General features: G+C 57.7%; 11 protein-coding genes. 10 read left to right on the top strand and 1 reads right to left on the bottom strand.

Annotation, left to right across the window (positions count from 1 at the left end):
* Window positions 1-152: 152 nt before the first annotated feature.
* The 3 genes from CAG25_RS03670 (at window position 153) to CAG25_RS03660 (ending at window position 8,641) form a co-directional block, all read left to right on the top strand.
* On the top strand, window positions 153-2,468 hold the full coding sequence (locus tag CAG25_RS03670) for a leucine-rich repeat domain-containing protein (RefSeq protein ID WP_143492879.1): 2,316 nt from the start codon (window positions 153-155) through the stop codon (window positions 2,466-2,468).
* A 342-nt stretch (window positions 2,469-2,810) separates the two neighbouring features.
* On the top strand, window positions 2,811-3,797 hold the full coding sequence (locus CAG25_RS03665; RefSeq protein ID WP_085611064.1) for a hypothetical protein: 987 nt from the start codon (window positions 2,811-2,813) through the stop codon (window positions 3,795-3,797).
* Window positions 3,798-3,877: 80 nt separating this feature from the next.
* Complete coding sequence (locus tag CAG25_RS03660) at window positions 3,878-8,641, top strand: RHS repeat domain-containing protein (protein WP_085611063.1); 4,764 nt, start codon at window positions 3,878-3,880, stop codon at window positions 8,639-8,641.
* Window positions 8,642-8,655: 14 nt separating this feature from the next.
* Here the strand turns inward: CAG25_RS03660 and queG are convergent, their stop codons facing one another.
* Window positions 8,656-9,729, bottom strand: coding sequence for a tRNA epoxyqueuosine(34) reductase QueG (gene queG, locus CAG25_RS03655; RefSeq protein WP_085611062.1), 1,074 nt, complete (start codon window positions 9,727-9,729; stop codon window positions 8,656-8,658).
* A 63-nt stretch (window positions 9,730-9,792) separates the two neighbouring features.
* On the opposite strand from queG, the gene CAG25_RS03650 reads away from it, so the two are divergent.
* From CAG25_RS03650 to hflX, 7 genes are all read left to right on the top strand, one after another.
* Entirely contained in the window at window positions 9,793-11,292 is a 1,500-nt protein-coding gene (locus CAG25_RS03650; protein ID WP_085611061.1) for an NAD(P)H-hydrate dehydratase, read from the top strand.
* Complete coding sequence (gene tsaE / locus CAG25_RS03645; protein WP_007950729.1) at window positions 11,280-11,750, top strand: tRNA (adenosine(37)-N6)-threonylcarbamoyltransferase complex ATPase subunit type 1 TsaE; 471 nt, start codon at window positions 11,280-11,282, stop codon at window positions 11,748-11,750. Before CAG25_RS03650 ends, tsaE begins: the two co-directional genes overlap by 13 nt.
* Window positions 11,751-11,801: 51 nt before the next feature.
* Window positions 11,802-13,181 carry an N-acetylmuramoyl-L-alanine amidase gene (locus CAG25_RS03640; protein WP_371857703.1) on the top strand — a complete coding sequence of 460 codons (1,380 nt, stop codon included), beginning with the start codon at window positions 11,802-11,804 and terminating at the stop codon, window positions 13,179-13,181.
* On the top strand, window positions 13,178-15,085 hold the full coding sequence (mutL, locus tag CAG25_RS03635) for a DNA mismatch repair endonuclease MutL (protein WP_085611060.1): 1,908 nt from the start codon (window positions 13,178-13,180) through the stop codon (window positions 15,083-15,085). Before CAG25_RS03640 ends, mutL begins: the two co-directional genes overlap by 4 nt.
* On the top strand, window positions 15,085-16,056 hold the full coding sequence (miaA, locus tag CAG25_RS03630) for a tRNA (adenosine(37)-N6)-dimethylallyltransferase MiaA (protein ID WP_085611059.1): 972 nt from the start codon (window positions 15,085-15,087) through the stop codon (window positions 16,054-16,056). The genes mutL and miaA overlap by 1 nt, the downstream gene beginning before the upstream one ends.
* 93 nt (window positions 16,057-16,149) lie before the next feature.
* Window positions 16,150-16,410, top strand: a complete 261-nt coding sequence (gene hfq, locus CAG25_RS03625; protein ID WP_007902656.1) for an RNA chaperone Hfq — start codon at window positions 16,150-16,152, stop codon at window positions 16,408-16,410.
* 12 nt (window positions 16,411-16,422) lie between these two features.
* Window positions 16,423-17,724 (top strand): ribosome rescue GTPase HflX, encoded by a 1,302-nt coding sequence (gene hflX, locus CAG25_RS03620; RefSeq protein ID WP_064593103.1) that lies wholly within the window; start codon window positions 16,423-16,425, stop codon window positions 17,722-17,724.
* Window positions 17,725-17,803 lie beyond the last annotated feature (79 nt).

The following is a 17,803-nucleotide window of genomic DNA, read 5'->3' as shown; positions in this document are numbered from 1 at the left end:
AATCCAGTGGAGATGGTACTTATCGGCCACCGTCCCCCCCTCCATCAATACCGCATTTGACCCAGTCGTATCTTCTGGATCCGTCGCAATCTTCCAGCCGTGTGACTGAACAGGTCGCAATGTCGCAGACGGTCGGTGTGAAGGTGAGCTCGATGTTATCCGCGATCGACGAGTTTGCGGCGCTTGCTGCTACGCCTTCGCTGGCAGATTACTGGATACCCACACCCCGAAGCCTCGGCGAGCCCGATGCGCAGGGCATCCGCCTGTTCAAGCAACGCCAGTACGTCGCTGTAGACGATGTCCATTTCGTGCAAGTGGCACGGGATGCCGAGAGTGGGCTTTTTCGCGCCACACTAGCCCGTGAACTCAACCCCTCCGGCCCGTTACTGAAACCTGACGGCGAAGGACGGTTATGGCTGGCGCGGGACAACAGCGACTCGCCTGATCACGTGGCAAGGCTCAATTCGTTGCGGGAGCGAACGGCTGAACTGCTGCGCTCCATGGGGCATCCAGTCGACGATTTTTTCGATGTCACGATTGCACGCATCGTTGCAGCAAGTGGTATGGGTGAAGCGCTGGTGCGCGATCCCCGTTTTTACCCCTGGTCACTGGACTTGTTGCATGACACCGTCAGGCGCTTCCGCCTCGATCAGAAAATCCGGGAACTCTTCACCTACATGCACCAACCCGATCCGTTGTTGCGGGCCCGGATCGATCCGCATCTTCTGGCTCTTGTGCGGTTGCGCGAGGGCGATCTTGTCGGGCGAAGCGCGCGACGGGATCGTAACGCCCTCTTTCAGGATAGTGAGCACGCGTTCGAACTCGACTGTGATGAAAATACGTTGCAGATGCGGCGGATTTTTCCTGACATGCCCAAGGCATTGGCCCAGGCATTGTGGCGCGATGCAAGTGCTGCCGATCGGCTGCACATGCATGACAAACCGGGAATGACGCGGTCAATGGCAGAAGAAGCGCTGGTAGCGCTGCGCGATTTTCGTCTGGCCAGAGCCTGTGAAGGTTTATATCTGGATTCGGTATCCAGCCTGGACAGTGACCGACTGGCGATGCATATGATCGAGCATCTTGCCGGTTGGCCGCAAAACGTTCGTATCGAGATCCGCCAGGGTTTGGTGGAGGACGGTATCGGCGGTGTCCGTACGCCATTCCATCACGTTCTGATTCGGCAGGACGCAGGCTATGTTATCCACAGCACCGAGGGCCTGTCGTCAACGGTTGAAGGCGATCTTTATTCGACAGTCTGGGGACTGTTGCACCCCGAGCAACGCCAGGCGTTCGGTGTGACGGAGGGAGGAGGGCAAGCGCTGCAGCATCTGATTCGTGCACAACCGCTGCCGCCGCGCCAGGTTGTGAGCGAAGCTCTGGGGCTTGCGCCGCTTCCGGGGGCTGTCGCTCCCGCCGCCGTGCAATACAGACAAACGGGAGGGTTGCGAGGCGGAGCCGATAACAACCCGCTTCCGGCAAAATCTGTTACAGACCGCGTACGTGATCTTTATCCGCAGCTAAAGGATGAGGAAGTGACGACGTTTATCAACGAGCGTTTGAAAAGTGATCCATCAGGCGTTTTGTTTCGCCTGGAGACAGAGCTTGCGACGTTGCGTGACGAATTGGCGACTTGGACTGCTGACGGGGTTCCACCCCATGGGCAGACGTCGGAAACACAAGTCGCGCCGACACCCGCCGACAGACGCCAGGCTCGTGAGCAGTTCAGCGCAAAATTGCAAGATATCTGGCAACGCAAGTCGGTCTCGACATGGGAGGAGGGAGCGCATCATTTTTCTCACTATGTCGATTTTTCGGGTGAGTTGCCAGGATTGTCCACCCGTTTTGAGCATATAACTGAGTTGATATTGACCGCAAATGAACCAGGCGCACGGATAGGTGCATTTCTTGACAGCTTTCCCAATCTTGAGTGTTTGGGAGTCGTTCGCATAAAAATGGAGGAATTCCCGTCAGGAATATTTCAACTGCGCCAGTTAAGGGAGCTTACGCTGGACGGATGCTCGCTAAAATTATCCGAGGTCACAGTTGAAGGGCTGTCCAGAATCGAAACGCTGACCCGATTGAATCTGGCAAACAACCCTCTGACAATTGCTCCGCATGTAGGCTTCATGTCGGGTTTAACCGGATTGATGCTGAGCAATGCAAATCTTTCCAACATTCCTTCAGGTATGGGTTCGCTCAGGAAACTTGGGGTCGTGGCATTGCATGATAATAATATTTCCGACGTGGGATATGAATTGTTCGAGATCCCAGATACACAGGATCTGTTCGTTGGTTTATCGAATAATCCGCTGAGTGACGCAACGAGACAACGGATCAATGAGTATCTTGAAAACTCCAGTATGGATCGAAAGGTGGAAATTCAGATGGATGAGTTGGCCTCAGACTCTGACTCCGATAGTGAATCTATAGAAAGCGGGTTCTCGACAGGTTCAGACAGTGATTGAATGTTGGTGGAAGTAACGGTTTCTTCGTTTACCTAACATAATCTGAAAAGAATCAACGGCTTTGTGGCTCCCCTTCTGACTCTGTGCGGTTGAGGTCAGGAGGGGGCAGGACTCGTTGAGTGCTGGAATCAAAGGAGCAGGAGCAGTGTCATAAAATTCGCTTCATGTGAGTTGCGTGTTTTTTTTGAGTGTATTAGCACCTGTGTGAATTGTTAGTGGTGATGTTGAAATATTGCTTGCTAATAATTTGTCGAATGTCGTGGCTGTTTTTATTTAAATAGCACCTCAATACTTTGCTAAGTCCTTTAAGGGCGAAACTATTAATCAGCAAGGTATTGTTAAATGTTTGATGAGCAAATTGGTATTTCCCGTATTGAGGTAAAACTCGACGCCACACGGTCTGGCCAGCATAAAGTGCTTTACGCCAACGGTCGCATGCAGGTGCGAGTGTTGGTGCTACTGCACGGGATCGATAACAATGGCGATGGCGCATCCCTGTATGGGCATCCCGCGTTACAGTCATTGAGGTTGATCGCCTATAACGGTGCGCGGCCTCTTGAGGGGGGCTGGAGTGTATCGCTGCAGGAAAATCGTTACGCCCATGAAATGTCAGGCGGTGCACCGCGGATTGCCGAAGTTCCACGTGCCACGCACAACCGGATAAGTGACGACTCTGATCCGGTGCAGATTTTCCAGTTTTGGGTTTCGGCAAGCAAGCCCGGAATCATGGAAGTGGCCGCCGAAATTGTCATGGATGGGGTGTTATTGCGAAGTAACGGAGTTGGCTTTGACAGCAGTGTTACGCTGGAGGCAGTTCCGCCTAAGAACTATTCGTTGAAGAGCTTTACGTTCAGCGAATATGGTGCAAAACAGCAGAAGGTGCGTTATGACTGGCTTCAAAGTTTTCATATAGGACTGAATGCGGAGGGCAGGCAAATTCACCTGCTTGACTGGTACAGCAGCGAGGTGAAACTTGATCCTTATGATTCCGAAGATGCGGTACAGGTCTATGCGTCCGGAAATATTCCCGGAACTCGGGATGGACGCAGAAATTTTTACGGCTATATGGCACCCATCTACGGGTTGAAAGCAACGTTTCGCAGTCCCGTTGGCACTATGCACGCGCCGATTAACAACGTGCCCGGACAGTTGACGTTGATTCAATATACTTCCGCGGACCTGCAAGTAGGACGAGAAAGCGAAGATGCATTTGAGTTTGCCGTGATTAATGAATTTGGTACGGAACACAGACTGTGTATCGACGGTGATAAAGAGCAGCGCGCTTTTATTCTGAGTGCTTCCAGGCGGCCAATGAAAAACGTCAACTGATTTTGCGATGCGGCCAGCGATTTTTAGCTGGTCAACCTGGCTTGTCCCTATCTTCATCTGGAATAAAGGAGATTTTTTCTATGGAAAGTAATTTATCTTCCGCTGTTCATTCAAACGCTTTTAACTTCGGTGAATTTGTTTCCGGGGGCGTTGATCCGCGCACGGGCATGTACACGTGTTCCTTTTCGTTGGGAAAGTTGCACTCGGCGGACCTCAATGGCCCTGAGCTTGCACTTTCAATGGGCTTCAATCCGCTCAATCAGGCGGACTCCGGTTTTGGCATTGGCTGGTCGTTGACCGTGACAAATTATGACGTGCGCAGCAAAATCATGACATTGTCCAACGGCGAGCGTTACAAGGCTGTCGAGACGTCTACCGGTCTGAAGTTCAAGGAAATGAAACTGCAAACGGCAAAGGTGTCAGTCACTGGAGCAGGGCGCTATGAAGTTCGATACAAGGATGGTCGGCGTGAGCTGCTAAAAGTCCTGGCTGGCACTCAAGTCGCTGTAGCGGAAAAAATAATCGCCGCGAACGGTGTAAGCATTTCGTTGAAGCACGAGTTGTTCAACCAGTACCCCAGGTTGAGCGAGGTCCGTGACGACAAACGATGCCTGTTGAGAATCACACGCAATGCTGGACAAGTCACATTGACCCGGCATCCTGATACCTCATCCAGTTCCGCCTACAAGTTGATTTTGAAGAACGCTCGGGTAACGGCGATTGAGCTTCCGGTCGGTAAAGGTTGGGAGCTGGAATATGAAGTTATCGATAAGGCCTGCTATTTGCACCGCGTCGTCAATCCATTGCGCGGCATCGAAATCATTCGCTACAAGCGCCACGGTCATAGCTTCGTGAATGGCGTGGAACAGACACTGCCGTTTGTTATCGCTCACGACACCTACCCTGGGCGCGATCAACCCAGACTCTGCAAAAGCTACACGTACTCCGATCACAACTTCCTTGGGCAGGGCCTCCTCCCGGCCAAGGATAATGATCTGGATCCGCTCTATCTGGCGCCCGGCAATTATGTCTACACCTCGGACGAGCAGTTGTTGGTAAACGGCAAAGTACATACTCGGATTAAACGCACTTACAACAAGTTTCATCTGTTGGTGGCTGAGGTTACAACCTGTGGCGACGCCCAGGTCACTATCGCCACGGAGTATCACTGTTCCGTCACCAGACCTTTCAATGAGCAGTTGGCTCAGTTCCGCATGCCGAAAATCCAAACGGTGACTCACCTCGATCGGCGCACCCAGCGGCAACGCGTTGAAACCACCGTCACCGAGTTCGATCACGAAGGCAACTTGCTCAAGTATGTTGAGCCAAGTGGCGTGATGACTTCGACGGAATTTTATCCGGTAAGCGGTGGAGATAATTGCCCGGAGGATCCGCTGGGTTTCTCCAGGTTCCCGAAAAAGAGGACGGTCAGCGCTGCCGCGGAGGGTGGCGCCTCGACAGTCACGTACTACGACCATGCCTTGCATCCCGCATTGGAAGGCGCGGAGTTGGCCTTCGTATTACCGGTTGGGGAGCGTTTTTTTGAAGTTGTGGATGGTGTTGAAGTCTTGCGTTCGAAAACTGAACGCAGTTATCTGAACTCGCCAAAGGACCCACTTAGGCACGGGGCCACAAAAGAGCAAAGTATCACCCTGAATGATAAAAAAACCTCGACCGAATTTTCCTATGAACTTGAAGGTGACAGGTTGCGGGTCAAGTCCAGCACACGCGGATTTGACGGCGCGGTGCAGACCCGTGAGAAAGTGCTCTCGACGTTGACCGGATTACAGACGTCTGAAGTCGGTGTCGATGGCGAGCACATCGAACATGAATACGACGCAATCGGCCGAGTCGTGTGCAAAACGGTTGCTTCCGGCACCCCTTATATGGCTGCTACCCGGTGGGTTTATCTTGCTGCCAGCAAGCAGCAGCCGGCCACCATGGTGACCACGGATCCTGTCGGAGGCGAGCAAAAAGTCTCCTGTGACGGTATGCAGCGGGTGATCACCGTTCAGGAAAAGGACTGTGACCATCCCGACAAGGACGGGCTTATCCCGACTCGCACGCTTTATTCTGCCCTGCACGATTCGGTCGGTCACAAGGTGCAAGTGACGCTGACCGACTGGCGTGATGGCAAGCCTTATCCGGTCAGCACCTGCTACGAATTCGATTCCTGGGGCCAGGTCAACAAGACGCTGCATGCTGATGGGCGTGTCGAACACAGCGAGATCGATCCGGTCCTTCGCCAGCAAACCAATTGGCTCCAGGGGATGGGCAAAACAATCACCCACGTCAATGACTTCGGTAAACCGCTCACCATCGAGAGCTTCAATCTGAAGAACAGGAGTCTTGGCAAAACCGTTTACACCTATGACGGGTTCGGGCGCACAACCAGCGAGACAGATCCTGTCGGCAATACCACTCGATATGAGTACGACGTTTTTGACCGGATAATTCGCACTGTCCTGCCAGACGCCAGTGTGGTGGTGGCCGATTACGCCGAACATAGCGATGAAGGGCTACCGATCAGCATCAAGGTCGGTGACAAAGTGCTGGGACAGAAAACTTATGATGGCCTGGATCGTTTGATACAAAGTACCGTCGGCGGACGAAAGTCCGAGGCGGGTTATGAAGCGGGCTTTACTCAGCCACAGTGGCACAAGAGTGCTGATGGCAAAAAAACCGAATTCACATATTTGCGCGATTTGGGTGGTCTGCTGACTGAGCGCAAGGCAGGGGAACTGGTCACGACCATGACTTATGACCCCAGTGGCAATCCCTTGACCTGTAATGAAAATGGCAAGGAGCGCAGTTTTAACTATTACCCCTCCGGACGCCTCAAGTCAGAAACAACGACCTTCGGCGCGATCACGAAAGCAACTTCCAGTACCTGGTCCCTGCAGGGGCGACCCATCGCCCATGTCGATGTACTCGGAGCCGAAAGCACATCCGAATACGATCAGTATGGCCGCCTGCTATCGGACTCGCAGGGCACGCTGAAAACCGAATTCCATTACGACACCCAGACGGGAATGCTGGACTGGACGAAAGCCGAAGAAACGTCGATCAAGCGGCAGTTGATCACCCGGTTTGCCTATGACGATATCGGTCGTGAAATCCGCCGTACATTCGAGATCAAGGGGCAGCCCGACCAGACGCTGGAATCGACTTATACGCTTGCCGGCAAACTGGCGCAGAAAGTGTCCAGGCGTGGCACGCAAATTTTGCGTGATGAACAATTTACCTACGATGTGCGCGGGCGTCTGATCCAGTACGACTGTGCCGGCACCCAAAAGCCTCGCGATCCGTATGGCAAGGAAATTCTCCAGCAGACGTTCACCTTCGATGCGCTGGATAACATTCTTACCGTACAGACCAAGTTCCCACTGGGCGTGAATCTGACCACCTTCAGTTATGACAATCCCGATCCTGTACAACTCAGCGCAGTCAAGCATTCTCATGCCGACTATCCGCCCGCAGTGACGCTGGAATACGACGCCAATGGCAGGATGATCAAGGACGACCAGGCGCGAACTCTGGCCTACGACGCATTCGGACGTCTTGAGCAGTTGTCCAGCGCAGGGGGATCAGTCATTCGCGGCTATCATTACGACGGTTTCGACGATCTGGTTGAACTGTCGCAACCCGATAAGGCAACTGCGCAGCGTTACTACCGCGCAGGCCGGGTCGCCAATGAGGTGAGTGGTGAAAACTCATCCAGTATCGTGCGTCACGGTGGAGCGCTTGTGGGGCAACTGCAGCTCGGTTTGAACGCCGGTACGCAGCTGTTCGGCACCGATCAGCAGCAAAGTGTGCTGGCAACGCTGGGCAAGGAACAGCTCACCGATTGCGCCTACAGCCCTTACGGGCGTCGTCCAGCCGAAGGTGGTTTGTTCAGTCTGGCGGGGTTCAACGGCGAGCAGCTGGATCCCGTTACCGGGCTGTATCTTCTGGGTAACGGTTACAGAGCCTATAGTCCGACACTGATGCGTTTTCTTGCCCCGGACAGCATGAGTCCGTTCGGCGCGGGCGGATTGAATGCCTACAGTTATTGCCTGGGCGATCCTGTCAATCGTGTCGACCCTACCGGGCATATATCCTGGCAATCGATCCTGGGCATCGGGCTCGGCGTTCTCGGAGTTGTTGCCAGCGTGCTGACGATGGGCGCGGCAACGCCATTGGCAGCGGCGGCATTGGGGCTGGCCGTTGCCTCAGGCTTGGCGGGTATTGCCAGTGAGGTGACCAATGAGGTGGCACCGGGTTCTCAAGCAGGTGAGATACTGGGCTGGATCAGTTTCGGTCTTGGGCTGGCTTCGCTCGGTGCAGGTCTGGCGGCTGGTGCAAGAGCTGCTTTGAATGCTGGCAATAAGTTGGTTTCAGCCTATAGCCAAGGACTCAGTAGCAAGGGGGCAGGCAACGCCGCGCAATATTTGAAGGCGGGTGGAAAAGGCGCCAAGGCAGCAGCCAAAAAAGCCAAGGCGCCCTCGGAGGAAGTGGCGGTTCAACCCTGGCAATTGCAGAAAGCCAAGAAAAGCTATATCTCCACTGATGCCAGGGAGGAAATGGCTGAAAGATTCTACCAAAACGTGGAAAGCAATATGTCCGCCAGCCAGGCAGCCGCGGAGTCCGGGATGCTGTACGAGGAATTCGGACCCATCGGCAGTGGAAGAAAAGTGTCGCATGTTTTTTTTGCGAGTACGAAAGGACGTGGGGAGCGTATTTACTTTATAGAGGACAGTAAGCAGAGAGTTTGCAAAGTCTTGCAGGCGGGCGGCCATTTGTCCGACGGGCAGACCAACACGATGATGAAAACCGCTAAAACCATTGATACAACGCGCAGGTAAAACTTGGCTCATCCTTATGGGTCTGAAGGTCGGGAGTGCCGTTCCAGCGCCCACTCCACATGCTCCCTGACCAACGCTGACGGATAATCCCGTCGTGCCTTCAATGCTTCCAGCACGGGAATCGTTGAAGGCGCATTGCCCAGCCCCACCGCCAGATTCCTTAACCAGCGCTCATACCCGGCACGCCGCAAGGGCGATCCTTCAGTGCTGCTCAAAAACTTCTCTTCATCCCACAAAAACAGTTCTGCCAGTTCGGCATTGTCGAGGTTGTGCCGTGGCTTGAAATCGCTTTCGCCAGAGGGTTTGGCGAAGCGGTTCCACGGGCAGCAGATCTGGCAGTCGTCGCAGCCGAACACGCGGTTGCCGATCAGCGGGCGCAGGTCTTCGGGAATGGCATTTTTCAGCTCAATGGTCAGGTAGGAAATGCAACGTCGCGCGTCCAGCACGTAGGGGCCTACGAAAGCGTTGGTCGGGCAGATGTCGAGGCATGCGGTGCAGCGGCCGCAATGTTCGGTGCTGTGCGGTTCATCCACCGGCAACGGCAGATCGACGAACAGTTCGCTGAGAAAGAAATAACTGCCGGCCTTGCGATTGAGCACCAGAGTGTTCTTGCCGATCCAGCCCAGCCCCGCCTGCTCGGCGATGGCTTTTTCCAGCACCGGGGCGCTGTCGACGAAGGCTCGGAAACCGAACGGACCGATTTCGGATTGAATCCTGTCCGCCAGTTGTTGAACGCGCTTACGGATCAATTTGTGATAATCGCGGCCCAAGGCATAACGCGAAATGTAGGCTTTTTCCGGTTTGCCCAGCAATTGCGCCATTTGTGTGTCGCCCGGCAGGTAGTCCATGCGCAGCGACACCACGCGCAAGGTGCCCGGCACCAGCTCCTCAGGGTGCGAGCGTTTGCTGCCATGGGCGCCCATGTAATCCATTTCGCCGTGATAGCCGGCCTCGAGCCAGCGCTGCAGGTGCTGCTCATGCTCGGCCAGATCCAGACCGCTGATGCCCACTTGCTGGAAGCCCAGCTCGCGGCCCCAGTCCTTGATGGATCGGGCGAGGGCGGGAAGATCTGTGGTGATGGCGGACATGAGGCGAGAGAAACCGGAGCTGAGGTGCGTATAATTCTGCCAGACATCGGAGCCCGAAGACGCATGCCGCACACGAAAGATGAAATACCCGACGCGCTGTACCGCGCCACGCAGGTGCGGGCACTCGATGCGCGGCTGATCGCTGCCGGCACTCCGGGCTTCGAATTGATGCAGCGCGCGGCCCATGCCACATGGCGCGCGCTGGTTCGACATTGGCCATCTGCTAACGAATTGACGGTGCTGGCAGGGCACGGCAACAACGCGGGTGACGGCTACCTGGTGGCAGCGCTGGCGCGTCGGGCCGGTTGGCAGGTTCGGGTAGTGGCCGTGGGTGATCCGCAGCGATTGCAGGGTGATGCGGCCGTAGCGCATGCCGACGCCGTGGCCGAAGGCGTGGTGATAGCCCCCTGGTATCCTTCCTGCGAGTTGCGCGGAATCGTCGTTGACGGGTTGCTCGGCACCGGTCTGAGCGGTGAGGTGCGTGAGCCTTATGCCTCTGCGATTGCGGCGATCAATGCCAGCGGACTGCCAGTGGTCGCGGTCGATATCCCTTCCGGGTTGTGCGCCGACACCGGTCATGCGTTAGGTCATGCGGTGCGCGCTGACCTCACCGTGACCTTCATCGGCCTGAAGCTCGGGCTGTTCACGGGCGCAGCGGCGGATCACGTCGGGGAACTGCTGTTTAACGATCTGCAGGCCTCTGCCGAAACCTTCAGTGACATTCCTGTCGCCGCTCGCCGACTGAACGTGACTAACCTTCCGCGTCTGGCTGCACGCGCGCCAGCTGCGCACAAGGGGCGTTTCGGTCATGTGTTGCTGATCGGCGGCGATCACGGTTTTGGCGGGGCGATCCTGTTGAGCACCGAAAGCGCGCTGCGCAGTGGCGCCGGGATGGTATCGCTGGCGACTCGCCCGGAACATGTACCAGCGGCATTGAGCCGGGTGCCGGAAGCCATGGCGTTGGGCGCCTCTTCGGCCAATCAATTGATGGGGCTGCTGGAAAAGGTGTCGGTGCTGGTCGTCGGGCCGGGGCTGGGGCAGGCCGCTTGGGGGCGGGCACTGTTGTCGGCCGCCGCCAATGCAGCGCTGCCGCAGGTGTGGGACGCGGATGCGCTGAACCTGCTGGCCTCAGGTTTTGTCCGTTTGCCCAAGGATTGCGTGATCACGCCGCATCCGGGGGAAGCAGCGCGTTTATTGGGGATCAGTACCGCCGAAGTGCAGGCTGATCGTCCGGCGGCAGCGCTGGCATTGAGCAAAAAATACACAGCGGTGGTGGTGCTCAAGGGGGCGGGCACTTTGATTGCTCATCCCGATGGTCGTCTGGCGCTGTGTCATCAAGGCCATCCGGCGATGGCCACTGCCGGGCTCGGCGATGTGCTGGCGGGCCTGATCGGCGCGCTGCTGGCCCAGGGCATGGACGGTTTTGACGCCGCGAGTCTGGCAGTCTGGCTGCACGCCAACGCCGGTCTGCACCAAGGTAAATTCGGCCGTGGGCTGGCGGCCAGTGATCTGATTCCAGCCATTCGTCAGTTGTTGGAGGAGCATGCACCGTGTCTGAAGTAACCCTGTACCTGGCCGATGAACAGGCCATGAGCGACTTTGGCGCACGCATCGCCCGTATCACCCAGGGCCATGGCCTGATCTTTCTCGAAGGCAACCTCGGGATGGGCAAAACCACGCTGTCGCGGGGCATCATTCGCGGTCTGGGGCATGTGGGAGCGGTGAAAAGTCCAACCTTCACGCTGGTCGAGCCCTACGAGATCGGTGACGTTCGCGCTTTTCACTTCGACCTGTATCGCCTGGTCGATCCGGAGGAACTGGAGTTTCTCGGCATCCGGGACTATTTCGAAGACGACGCCCTGTGCCTGATCGAATGGCCCGATAAAGGTGCAGGCTTTTTGCCAAAGCCTGACCTGACCATTACCATTAGCCCGCAAGACAGCGGACGTTCGCTGACCATTTTATCCCAGGGCTCGCGCGGCGAGGCCTGGTGTGCCGCTTTGGCATTGGAAACCAATTGAATGATGGGGTTAGGTATGCGCTTTCGCGCGTTGGTGGCTGCCGTTGGACTGATGTTGATGGCAGTAACCGTCAACGCTGTGGCCGAGACGAAGGTCAACAGCGTGCGCCTGTGGCGGGCGCCGGACAACACGCGACTGGTGTTCGACCTGACAGGCCCGGTGCAACACAGCGTCTTCACGCTGACTGCGCCGGATCGCCTGGTGATCGATATCAACGGCGCCACCCTCGGCGCGCCGCTCAATGTGCAGACCGCCAATACGCCGATCACTGCGATGCGTTCGGCCCAGCGCACGCCGACCGACCTGCGGGTGGTCATCGACCTGAAAAAAGCGGTCACTCCGAAAAGCTTCTCGCTGGCGCCGAACGCCCAGTATGGCAACCGTCTGGTGGTCGATCTGTTCGACAACCCGGCAGACGCGGCACCACCGCCTGCGCCGACGCCGTCGGTCGCTACCGTACCGGCGGTGCCTGTCACGCCGGCTGAACCTGCGATCAAACTGCCACCGGCCCCGGCCGGCAAGCGCGACATCATCGTGGTCATCGATGCCGGTCACGGCGGTGAAGACCCGGGCGCATCGGGATCTCGCGGCCAGCGCGAAAAAGACGTGGTACTGCAGATCGCCCGCGAGTTGCAGCGTCAGGTCAACGGCATGAAAGGCTTCCGCGCCGAACTGACCCGTACCGGCGACTACTTCATCCCGCTGCGCGGCCGTACCGAGATTGCCCGCAAGAAGGGCGCCGATCTGTTTGTCTCGATCCACGCCGACGCCGCGCCTTCTGCGGCCGCGTTTGGTGCGTCGGTGTTCGCCCTGTCCGATCGTGGCGCCACCTCGGAAACCGCCCGTTGGCTGGCCGACAGCGAAAACCGTTCCGACCTGATCGGCGGTGCCGGCAACGTCAGCCTCGACGACAAGGACCGCATGCTGGCCGGCGTTCTGCTCGACCTGTCGATGACCGCCTCGCTGACCTCCAGCCTCAACGTCGGCCAGAAGGTTCTGACCAATATTGGCCGGGTCACCCCGCTGCACAAGCAGCGCGTGGAACAGGCCGGGTTCATGGTGCTGAAATCGCCGGACATCCCGTCGATCCTGGTGGAAACCGGCTTCATCTCCAACGCCAACGAAGCGAACAAACTCTCGGCAGCGAGCCACCAGCAGGCGCTGGCGCGTTCGATCAGCAGCGGCGTGCGTCAGTTCTTCCAGCAGAATCCGCCACCGGGCACTTACATCGCCTGGTTGCGTGATTCGGGCAAGATCGCTCAGGGCCCGCGTGATCACCGGGTGGGCCCGGGTGAGACCGTGGCGATGATTGCCGTGCGGTATCAGATTTCGCCGGCCACGTTGCGCAGCGCCAACAATCTGAAAAGCGATGATCTGAAAGTCGGTCAGCACCTGACCATTCCCGGCACCGAACTGGCGTCCAAAGAATGAATCAGGTCCTGAACGCTGCCCGCATTGAACTGCTCAGCCCGCGGCTGGCGAACCAGATCGCCGCCGGTGAGGTGGTCGAACGCCCGGCCTCGGTGATCAAGGAGCTGCTGGAAAACAGCCTCGACTCCGGCGCCAAGCGTATCGACGTCGATGTCGAGCAGGGCGGTGTCAAACTGCTGCGAGTGCGCGACGACGGCAGCGGTATTTCCGCCGATGACCTGCCGCTGGCCCTGGCCCGTCACGCCACCAGCAAGATCCGTAACCTGGAAGACCTTGAACAGGTGATGAGCCTGGGTTTCCGGGGCGAGGCTTTGGCTTCGATCAGCTCCGTGGCGCGTCTGACCCTGACCTCGCGCACCCGCGACGCCGATCAGGCCTGGCAGGTCGAGACCGAAGGCCGCGACATGGCGCCCCGCGTGCAGCCAGCGGCGCACCCGGTCGGCACTTCGGTGGAAGTCCGTGACCTGTTCTTCAATACACCGGCACGGCGCAAATTCCTCAAGACCGAAAAAACCGAATTCGATCACCTGCAAGAAGTGATCAAGCGTCTGGCGCTGGCGCGTTTCGACGTGGCTTTCCATTTGCGCCACAACGGCAAGACCATCCTCAGCCTGCACGAAGCCCACGATGATGCGGCGCGCGCCCGGCGTGTGGCGGCGATCTGCGGTTCAGGCTTCCTCGAGCAGGCGTTGCCGATCGAGATCGAACGCAATGGCCTGCATTTGTGGGGCTGGGTCGGTCTGCCGACCTTCAACCGCAGTCAGGCGGACTTGCAGTATTTCTTCGTCAACGGCCGTGCGGTGCGCGACAAACTGGTGGCCCACGCGGTGCGTCAGGCTTATCGCGATGTGCTGTTCAATGGCCGGCATCCGACGTTCGCACTGTTTTTCGAGGTCGATCCGGCAGCGGTCGACGTCAACGTGCACCCGACCAAGCACGAAGTGCGCTTCCGTGACGGGCGCATGGTGCATGACTTCCTGTATGGCACCTTGCACCGTGCCCTCGGCGATGTGCGGCCGGAAGATCAGCTTGCCGGTTCGGTCACCACCGCGATCGTCCGGCCGACCGGCCTTGAAGCTGGTGAATTCGGGCCGCAGGGCGAAATGCGTCTGGCGGCCAATGCGTTGCTGGAGCAACCGAAGGCGCAACCGGCGTTCAATACCTCGTCGGGCGCCAGCGCTGGCGGCGCTTATCAGTATCAATACACGCCGCGTCCGCAATCGACCGTGCCGGTAGCCGAGGCCCAGGCCGCGTACCGCGAGTTTTTTGCGCCGCTGCCCGAGGCCAATGCCAATGCATTGCCGGCCGGTCAGGAAGACATTCCGCCGCTTGGCTACGCGCTGGCTCAGCTCAAGGGCATTTATATTCTGTCCGAGAACGCCCAAGGCCTGGTTTTGGTGGACATGCACGCCGCTCACGAGCGGATCATGTACGAGCGCCTGAAGATCGCCATGGCCAGCGAAGGCCTGAGCGGCCAGCCGCTGCTGGTGCCGGAATCGCTGGCGGTCAGTCAGCGCGAGGCCGATTGCGCCGAAGAGCATGCGGCGTGGTTCCAGCGCCTTGGCTTTGAATTACAGCGCCTTGGCCCGGAAACCCTTGCGATCCGGCAAATCCCCGCCCTGCTCAAACAGGCCGAAGCCAACCGGCTGGTCGGTGATGTCCTGTCGGACTTGATGGAATACGGTACCAGCGACCGGATCCAGGCACATTTGAACGAACTGCTCGGCACCATGGCCTGCCACGGCGCGATCCGCGCCAACCGCCGCCTGGCCTTGCCGGAAATGAACGGCCTGCTGCGTGACATGGAAAACACCGAGCGCAGCGGTCAATGCAACCATGGCCGACCGACCTGGACCCAACTGGGCCTGGACGATCTGGACAAACTGTTCCTGCGCGGTCGTTAATGAGTCAGCTTCCTCCAGCGATTTTCCTGATGGGCCCGACCGCTGCGGGCAAGACCGATCTGGCCATCGAGCTGACCAAGGTGCTGCCGTGCGAGCTGATCAGTGTCGATTCGGCGCTGGTCTATCGTGGCATGGACATCGGCACCGCCAAGCCTTCCAAAGAGCTGCTGGCGGAGTTTCCGCACCGACTGATCGACATTCTCGACCCGGCCGAAGCCTATTCGGCAGCGGATTTCCGTCGTGATGCGCTGGAGGCCATGGCCGAGATCACCGCACGCGGAAAAATTCCGCTGCTGGTGGGCGGCACGATGCTCTATTACAAGGCTTTGATCGACGGTTTGGCGGACATGCCGGCGGCCGATCCCGAGGTTCGCGCGCAGATCGAAGAAGAGGCTGCACGCCTTGGCTGGCAGGCCCTGCATGATCAGTTGGCGGTCATCGATCCGGAGTCTGCAGCACGCATCCATCCGAACGATCCACAACGACTGAGTCGTGCGCTGGAAGTCTACCGGGTCAGCGGTCAGAGCATGACTGAGCTGCGGCTGAAACAATCTGTACAAAGTACCGAAGCGTCCGCATCGGGACTGCAACAATTGCCCTATACTGTCGCGAACCTGGCGATTGCTCCAACTAATCGGCAGGTATTGCACGAGCGCATTAAACAAAGATTCACAAATATGCTGGAACAGGGATTCATCGACGAGGTCGTAGCCCTGCGTAATAGAAGTGACCTGCATGCCGGGTTGCCGTCTATACGTGCGGTAGGCTACCGCCAGGTCTGGGACTACCTGGATGGCAAGCTGACGTCGGCCGAGATGCAGGAACGGGGCATCATCGCCACGCGCCAATTGGCCAAACGCCAGTTCACCTGGCTGCGCAGCTGGAAAGATTTACACTGGCTCGACAGTCTGGATTGCGACAATCTGCCACGCGCCTTGAAATACCTTGGGACGATCTCCATATTGAGCTGAGTCCTTGCAATTGCCGTCTATCCTTGGGGGTGTGGCGGCAAAAGCCATCTGTTTACCTATTTTTTATATTGAATCCTTAAAGGAGTGCGGCACATGTCAAAAGGGCATTCGCTACAAGACCCTTACTTGAATACTTTACGTAAAGAGAAAGTGGGGGTTTCCATCTACCTGGTGAACGGGATCAAACTGCAAGGCACGATCGAGTCGTTCGACCAGTTCGTTATCCTGCTGAAGAACACCGTCAGCCAGATGGTTTACAAACACGCTATCTCTACAGTCGTGCCGGTTCGTCCAATTCGTCTGCCAAGCGCAACCGAATCCGAAGCAGGTGACGCTGAGCCAGGTAACGCCTGATAGGAGTCTCCTTTGTTCTTTGAGCGCCACGGTGGTGGTGAACGAGTCATCCTCGTTCACTTGGATGGACAGGACCCTGAGGCGCGCGAAGATCCGCAGGAGTTTCAGGAACTGGCAAATTCGGCTGGCGCCGAGACCGTTGCGTTTTTTAACGTGCCGCGTCATCGGCCAACCGCCAAATACCTGATTGGCAGCGGCAAGGTCGAGGAACTGCGCGACCTGGTCCACGCCGAAGAAGCCGATCTGGTCATCTTCAATCACACCCTTACGCCCAGTCAGGAACGTAACCTCGAACGTGTTTTCGAGTGTCGCGTGATCGACCGTACCGGTCTGATTCTCGATATTTTCGCCCAACGCGCCCGTACCCATGAGGGCAAGCTCCAGGTCGAACTGGCCCAGCTTGACCACATGAGCACCCGGCTGGTTCGCGGCTGGACTCACCTTGAGCGTCAGGGTGGCGGTATCGGCATGCGCGGCCCGGGTGAAACCCAGCTCGAAACCGACCGGCGACTGCTGCGGGTTCGCCTGCGTCAGATCAAGGGCCGGCTGGAGAAAGTGCGCAGCCAGCGCGAACAGTCGCGTCGCGGCCGCTCGCGTGCGGATATCCCTACCGTATCTCTGGTGGGATACACCAACGCCGGTAAATCCACGCTGTTCAATAACGTGACCAAGTCCGACGTGTACGCTGCTGACCAGCTGTTCGCCACGCTCGATCCGACCCTGCGCCGTCTGGATCTGGACGACCTGGGGCCGATTGTCCTGGCCGACACCGTGGGCTTCATCCGCCACTTGCCGCACAAACTGGTCGAGGCATTTCGGTCTACGCTCGAAGAGTCGAGCAACTCCGACCTGCTGTTGCACGTGATCGATGCGGCCGAACCGGATCGCATGTTGCAGATCGAGCAGGTGATGGTGGTGCTGGGCGAGATCGGTGCCCAGGACTTGCCGATCCTCGAGGTCTATAACAAACTCGATTTGCTTGAAGGCGTTGAGCCACAAATCCAGCGCGATGAAAACGGCAAGCCCCAGCGGGTCTGGCTGTCGGCGCGTGATGGCACCGGTCTGGAATTGCTCGAGCAGGCGATTGCCGAGTTGTTGGGCAGTGACCTGTTCGTGGGAACCCTGCGCCTGCCTCAGCGGTTCGCGCGTCTGCGTGCACAGTTCTTCGAGTTGGGCGCGGTACAGAAAGAAGAACACGACGAAGAAGGGGTCAGCTTGCTGGCCGTTCGATTGCCACGCTCGGAGCTCAATCGACTGGTCAGTCGTGAAGGCGTTGTGCCGACGGAGTTCATCGAGCAACACACTTTGCAATAAAAGCCTGGCAAAGCGGTTGTGCCGCAACGGCAGGCATTCTGTAGCATTGGTCGGCGCGCCGTGGGTGCGTCTTTGCTTT

It is taken from the genome of Pseudomonas sp. B16(2017) (assembly GCF_002113205.1).
Lineage (GTDB): Bacteria > Pseudomonadota > Gammaproteobacteria > Pseudomonadales > Pseudomonadaceae > Aquipseudomonas > Aquipseudomonas pharyngis.
Note: the sequence above shows the minus strand (reverse complement) of the source record. Positions and strands in the feature narration are given on the sequence as shown.

Bases quoted from the DNA above. Each gene is read 5' to 3' on its own strand.
- CAG25_RS03660 (WP_085611063.1), top strand. From the start codon at position 3,878: ATGGAAAGTAATTTATCTTCCGCTGTTCATTCAAACGCTTTTAACTTC.
- CAG25_RS03650 (WP_085611061.1), top strand. From the start codon at position 9,793: ATGCCGCACACGAAAGATGAAATACCCGACGCGCTGTACCGCGCCACG.
- CAG25_RS03670 (WP_143492879.1), top strand. From the start codon at position 153: ATGTTATCCGCGATCGACGAGTTTGCGGCGCTTGCTGCTACGCCTTCG.
- CAG25_RS03665 (WP_085611064.1), top strand. From the start codon at position 2,811: ATGTTTGATGAGCAAATTGGTATTTCCCGTATTGAGGTAAAACTCGAC.
- hfq (WP_007902656.1), top strand. From the start codon at position 16,150: ATGTCAAAAGGGCATTCGCTACAAGACCCTTACTTGAATACTTTACGT.
- queG (WP_085611062.1), bottom strand. From the start codon at position 9,729: ATGTCCGCCATCACCACAGATCTTCCCGCCCTCGCCCGATCCATCAAG.
- miaA (WP_085611059.1), top strand. From the start codon at position 15,085: ATGAGTCAGCTTCCTCCAGCGATTTTCCTGATGGGCCCGACCGCTGCG.
- mutL (WP_085611060.1), top strand. From the start codon at position 13,178: ATGAATCAGGTCCTGAACGCTGCCCGCATTGAACTGCTCAGCCCGCGG.
- CAG25_RS03640 (WP_371857703.1), top strand. From the start codon at position 11,802: ATGTTGATGGCAGTAACCGTCAACGCTGTGGCCGAGACGAAGGTCAAC.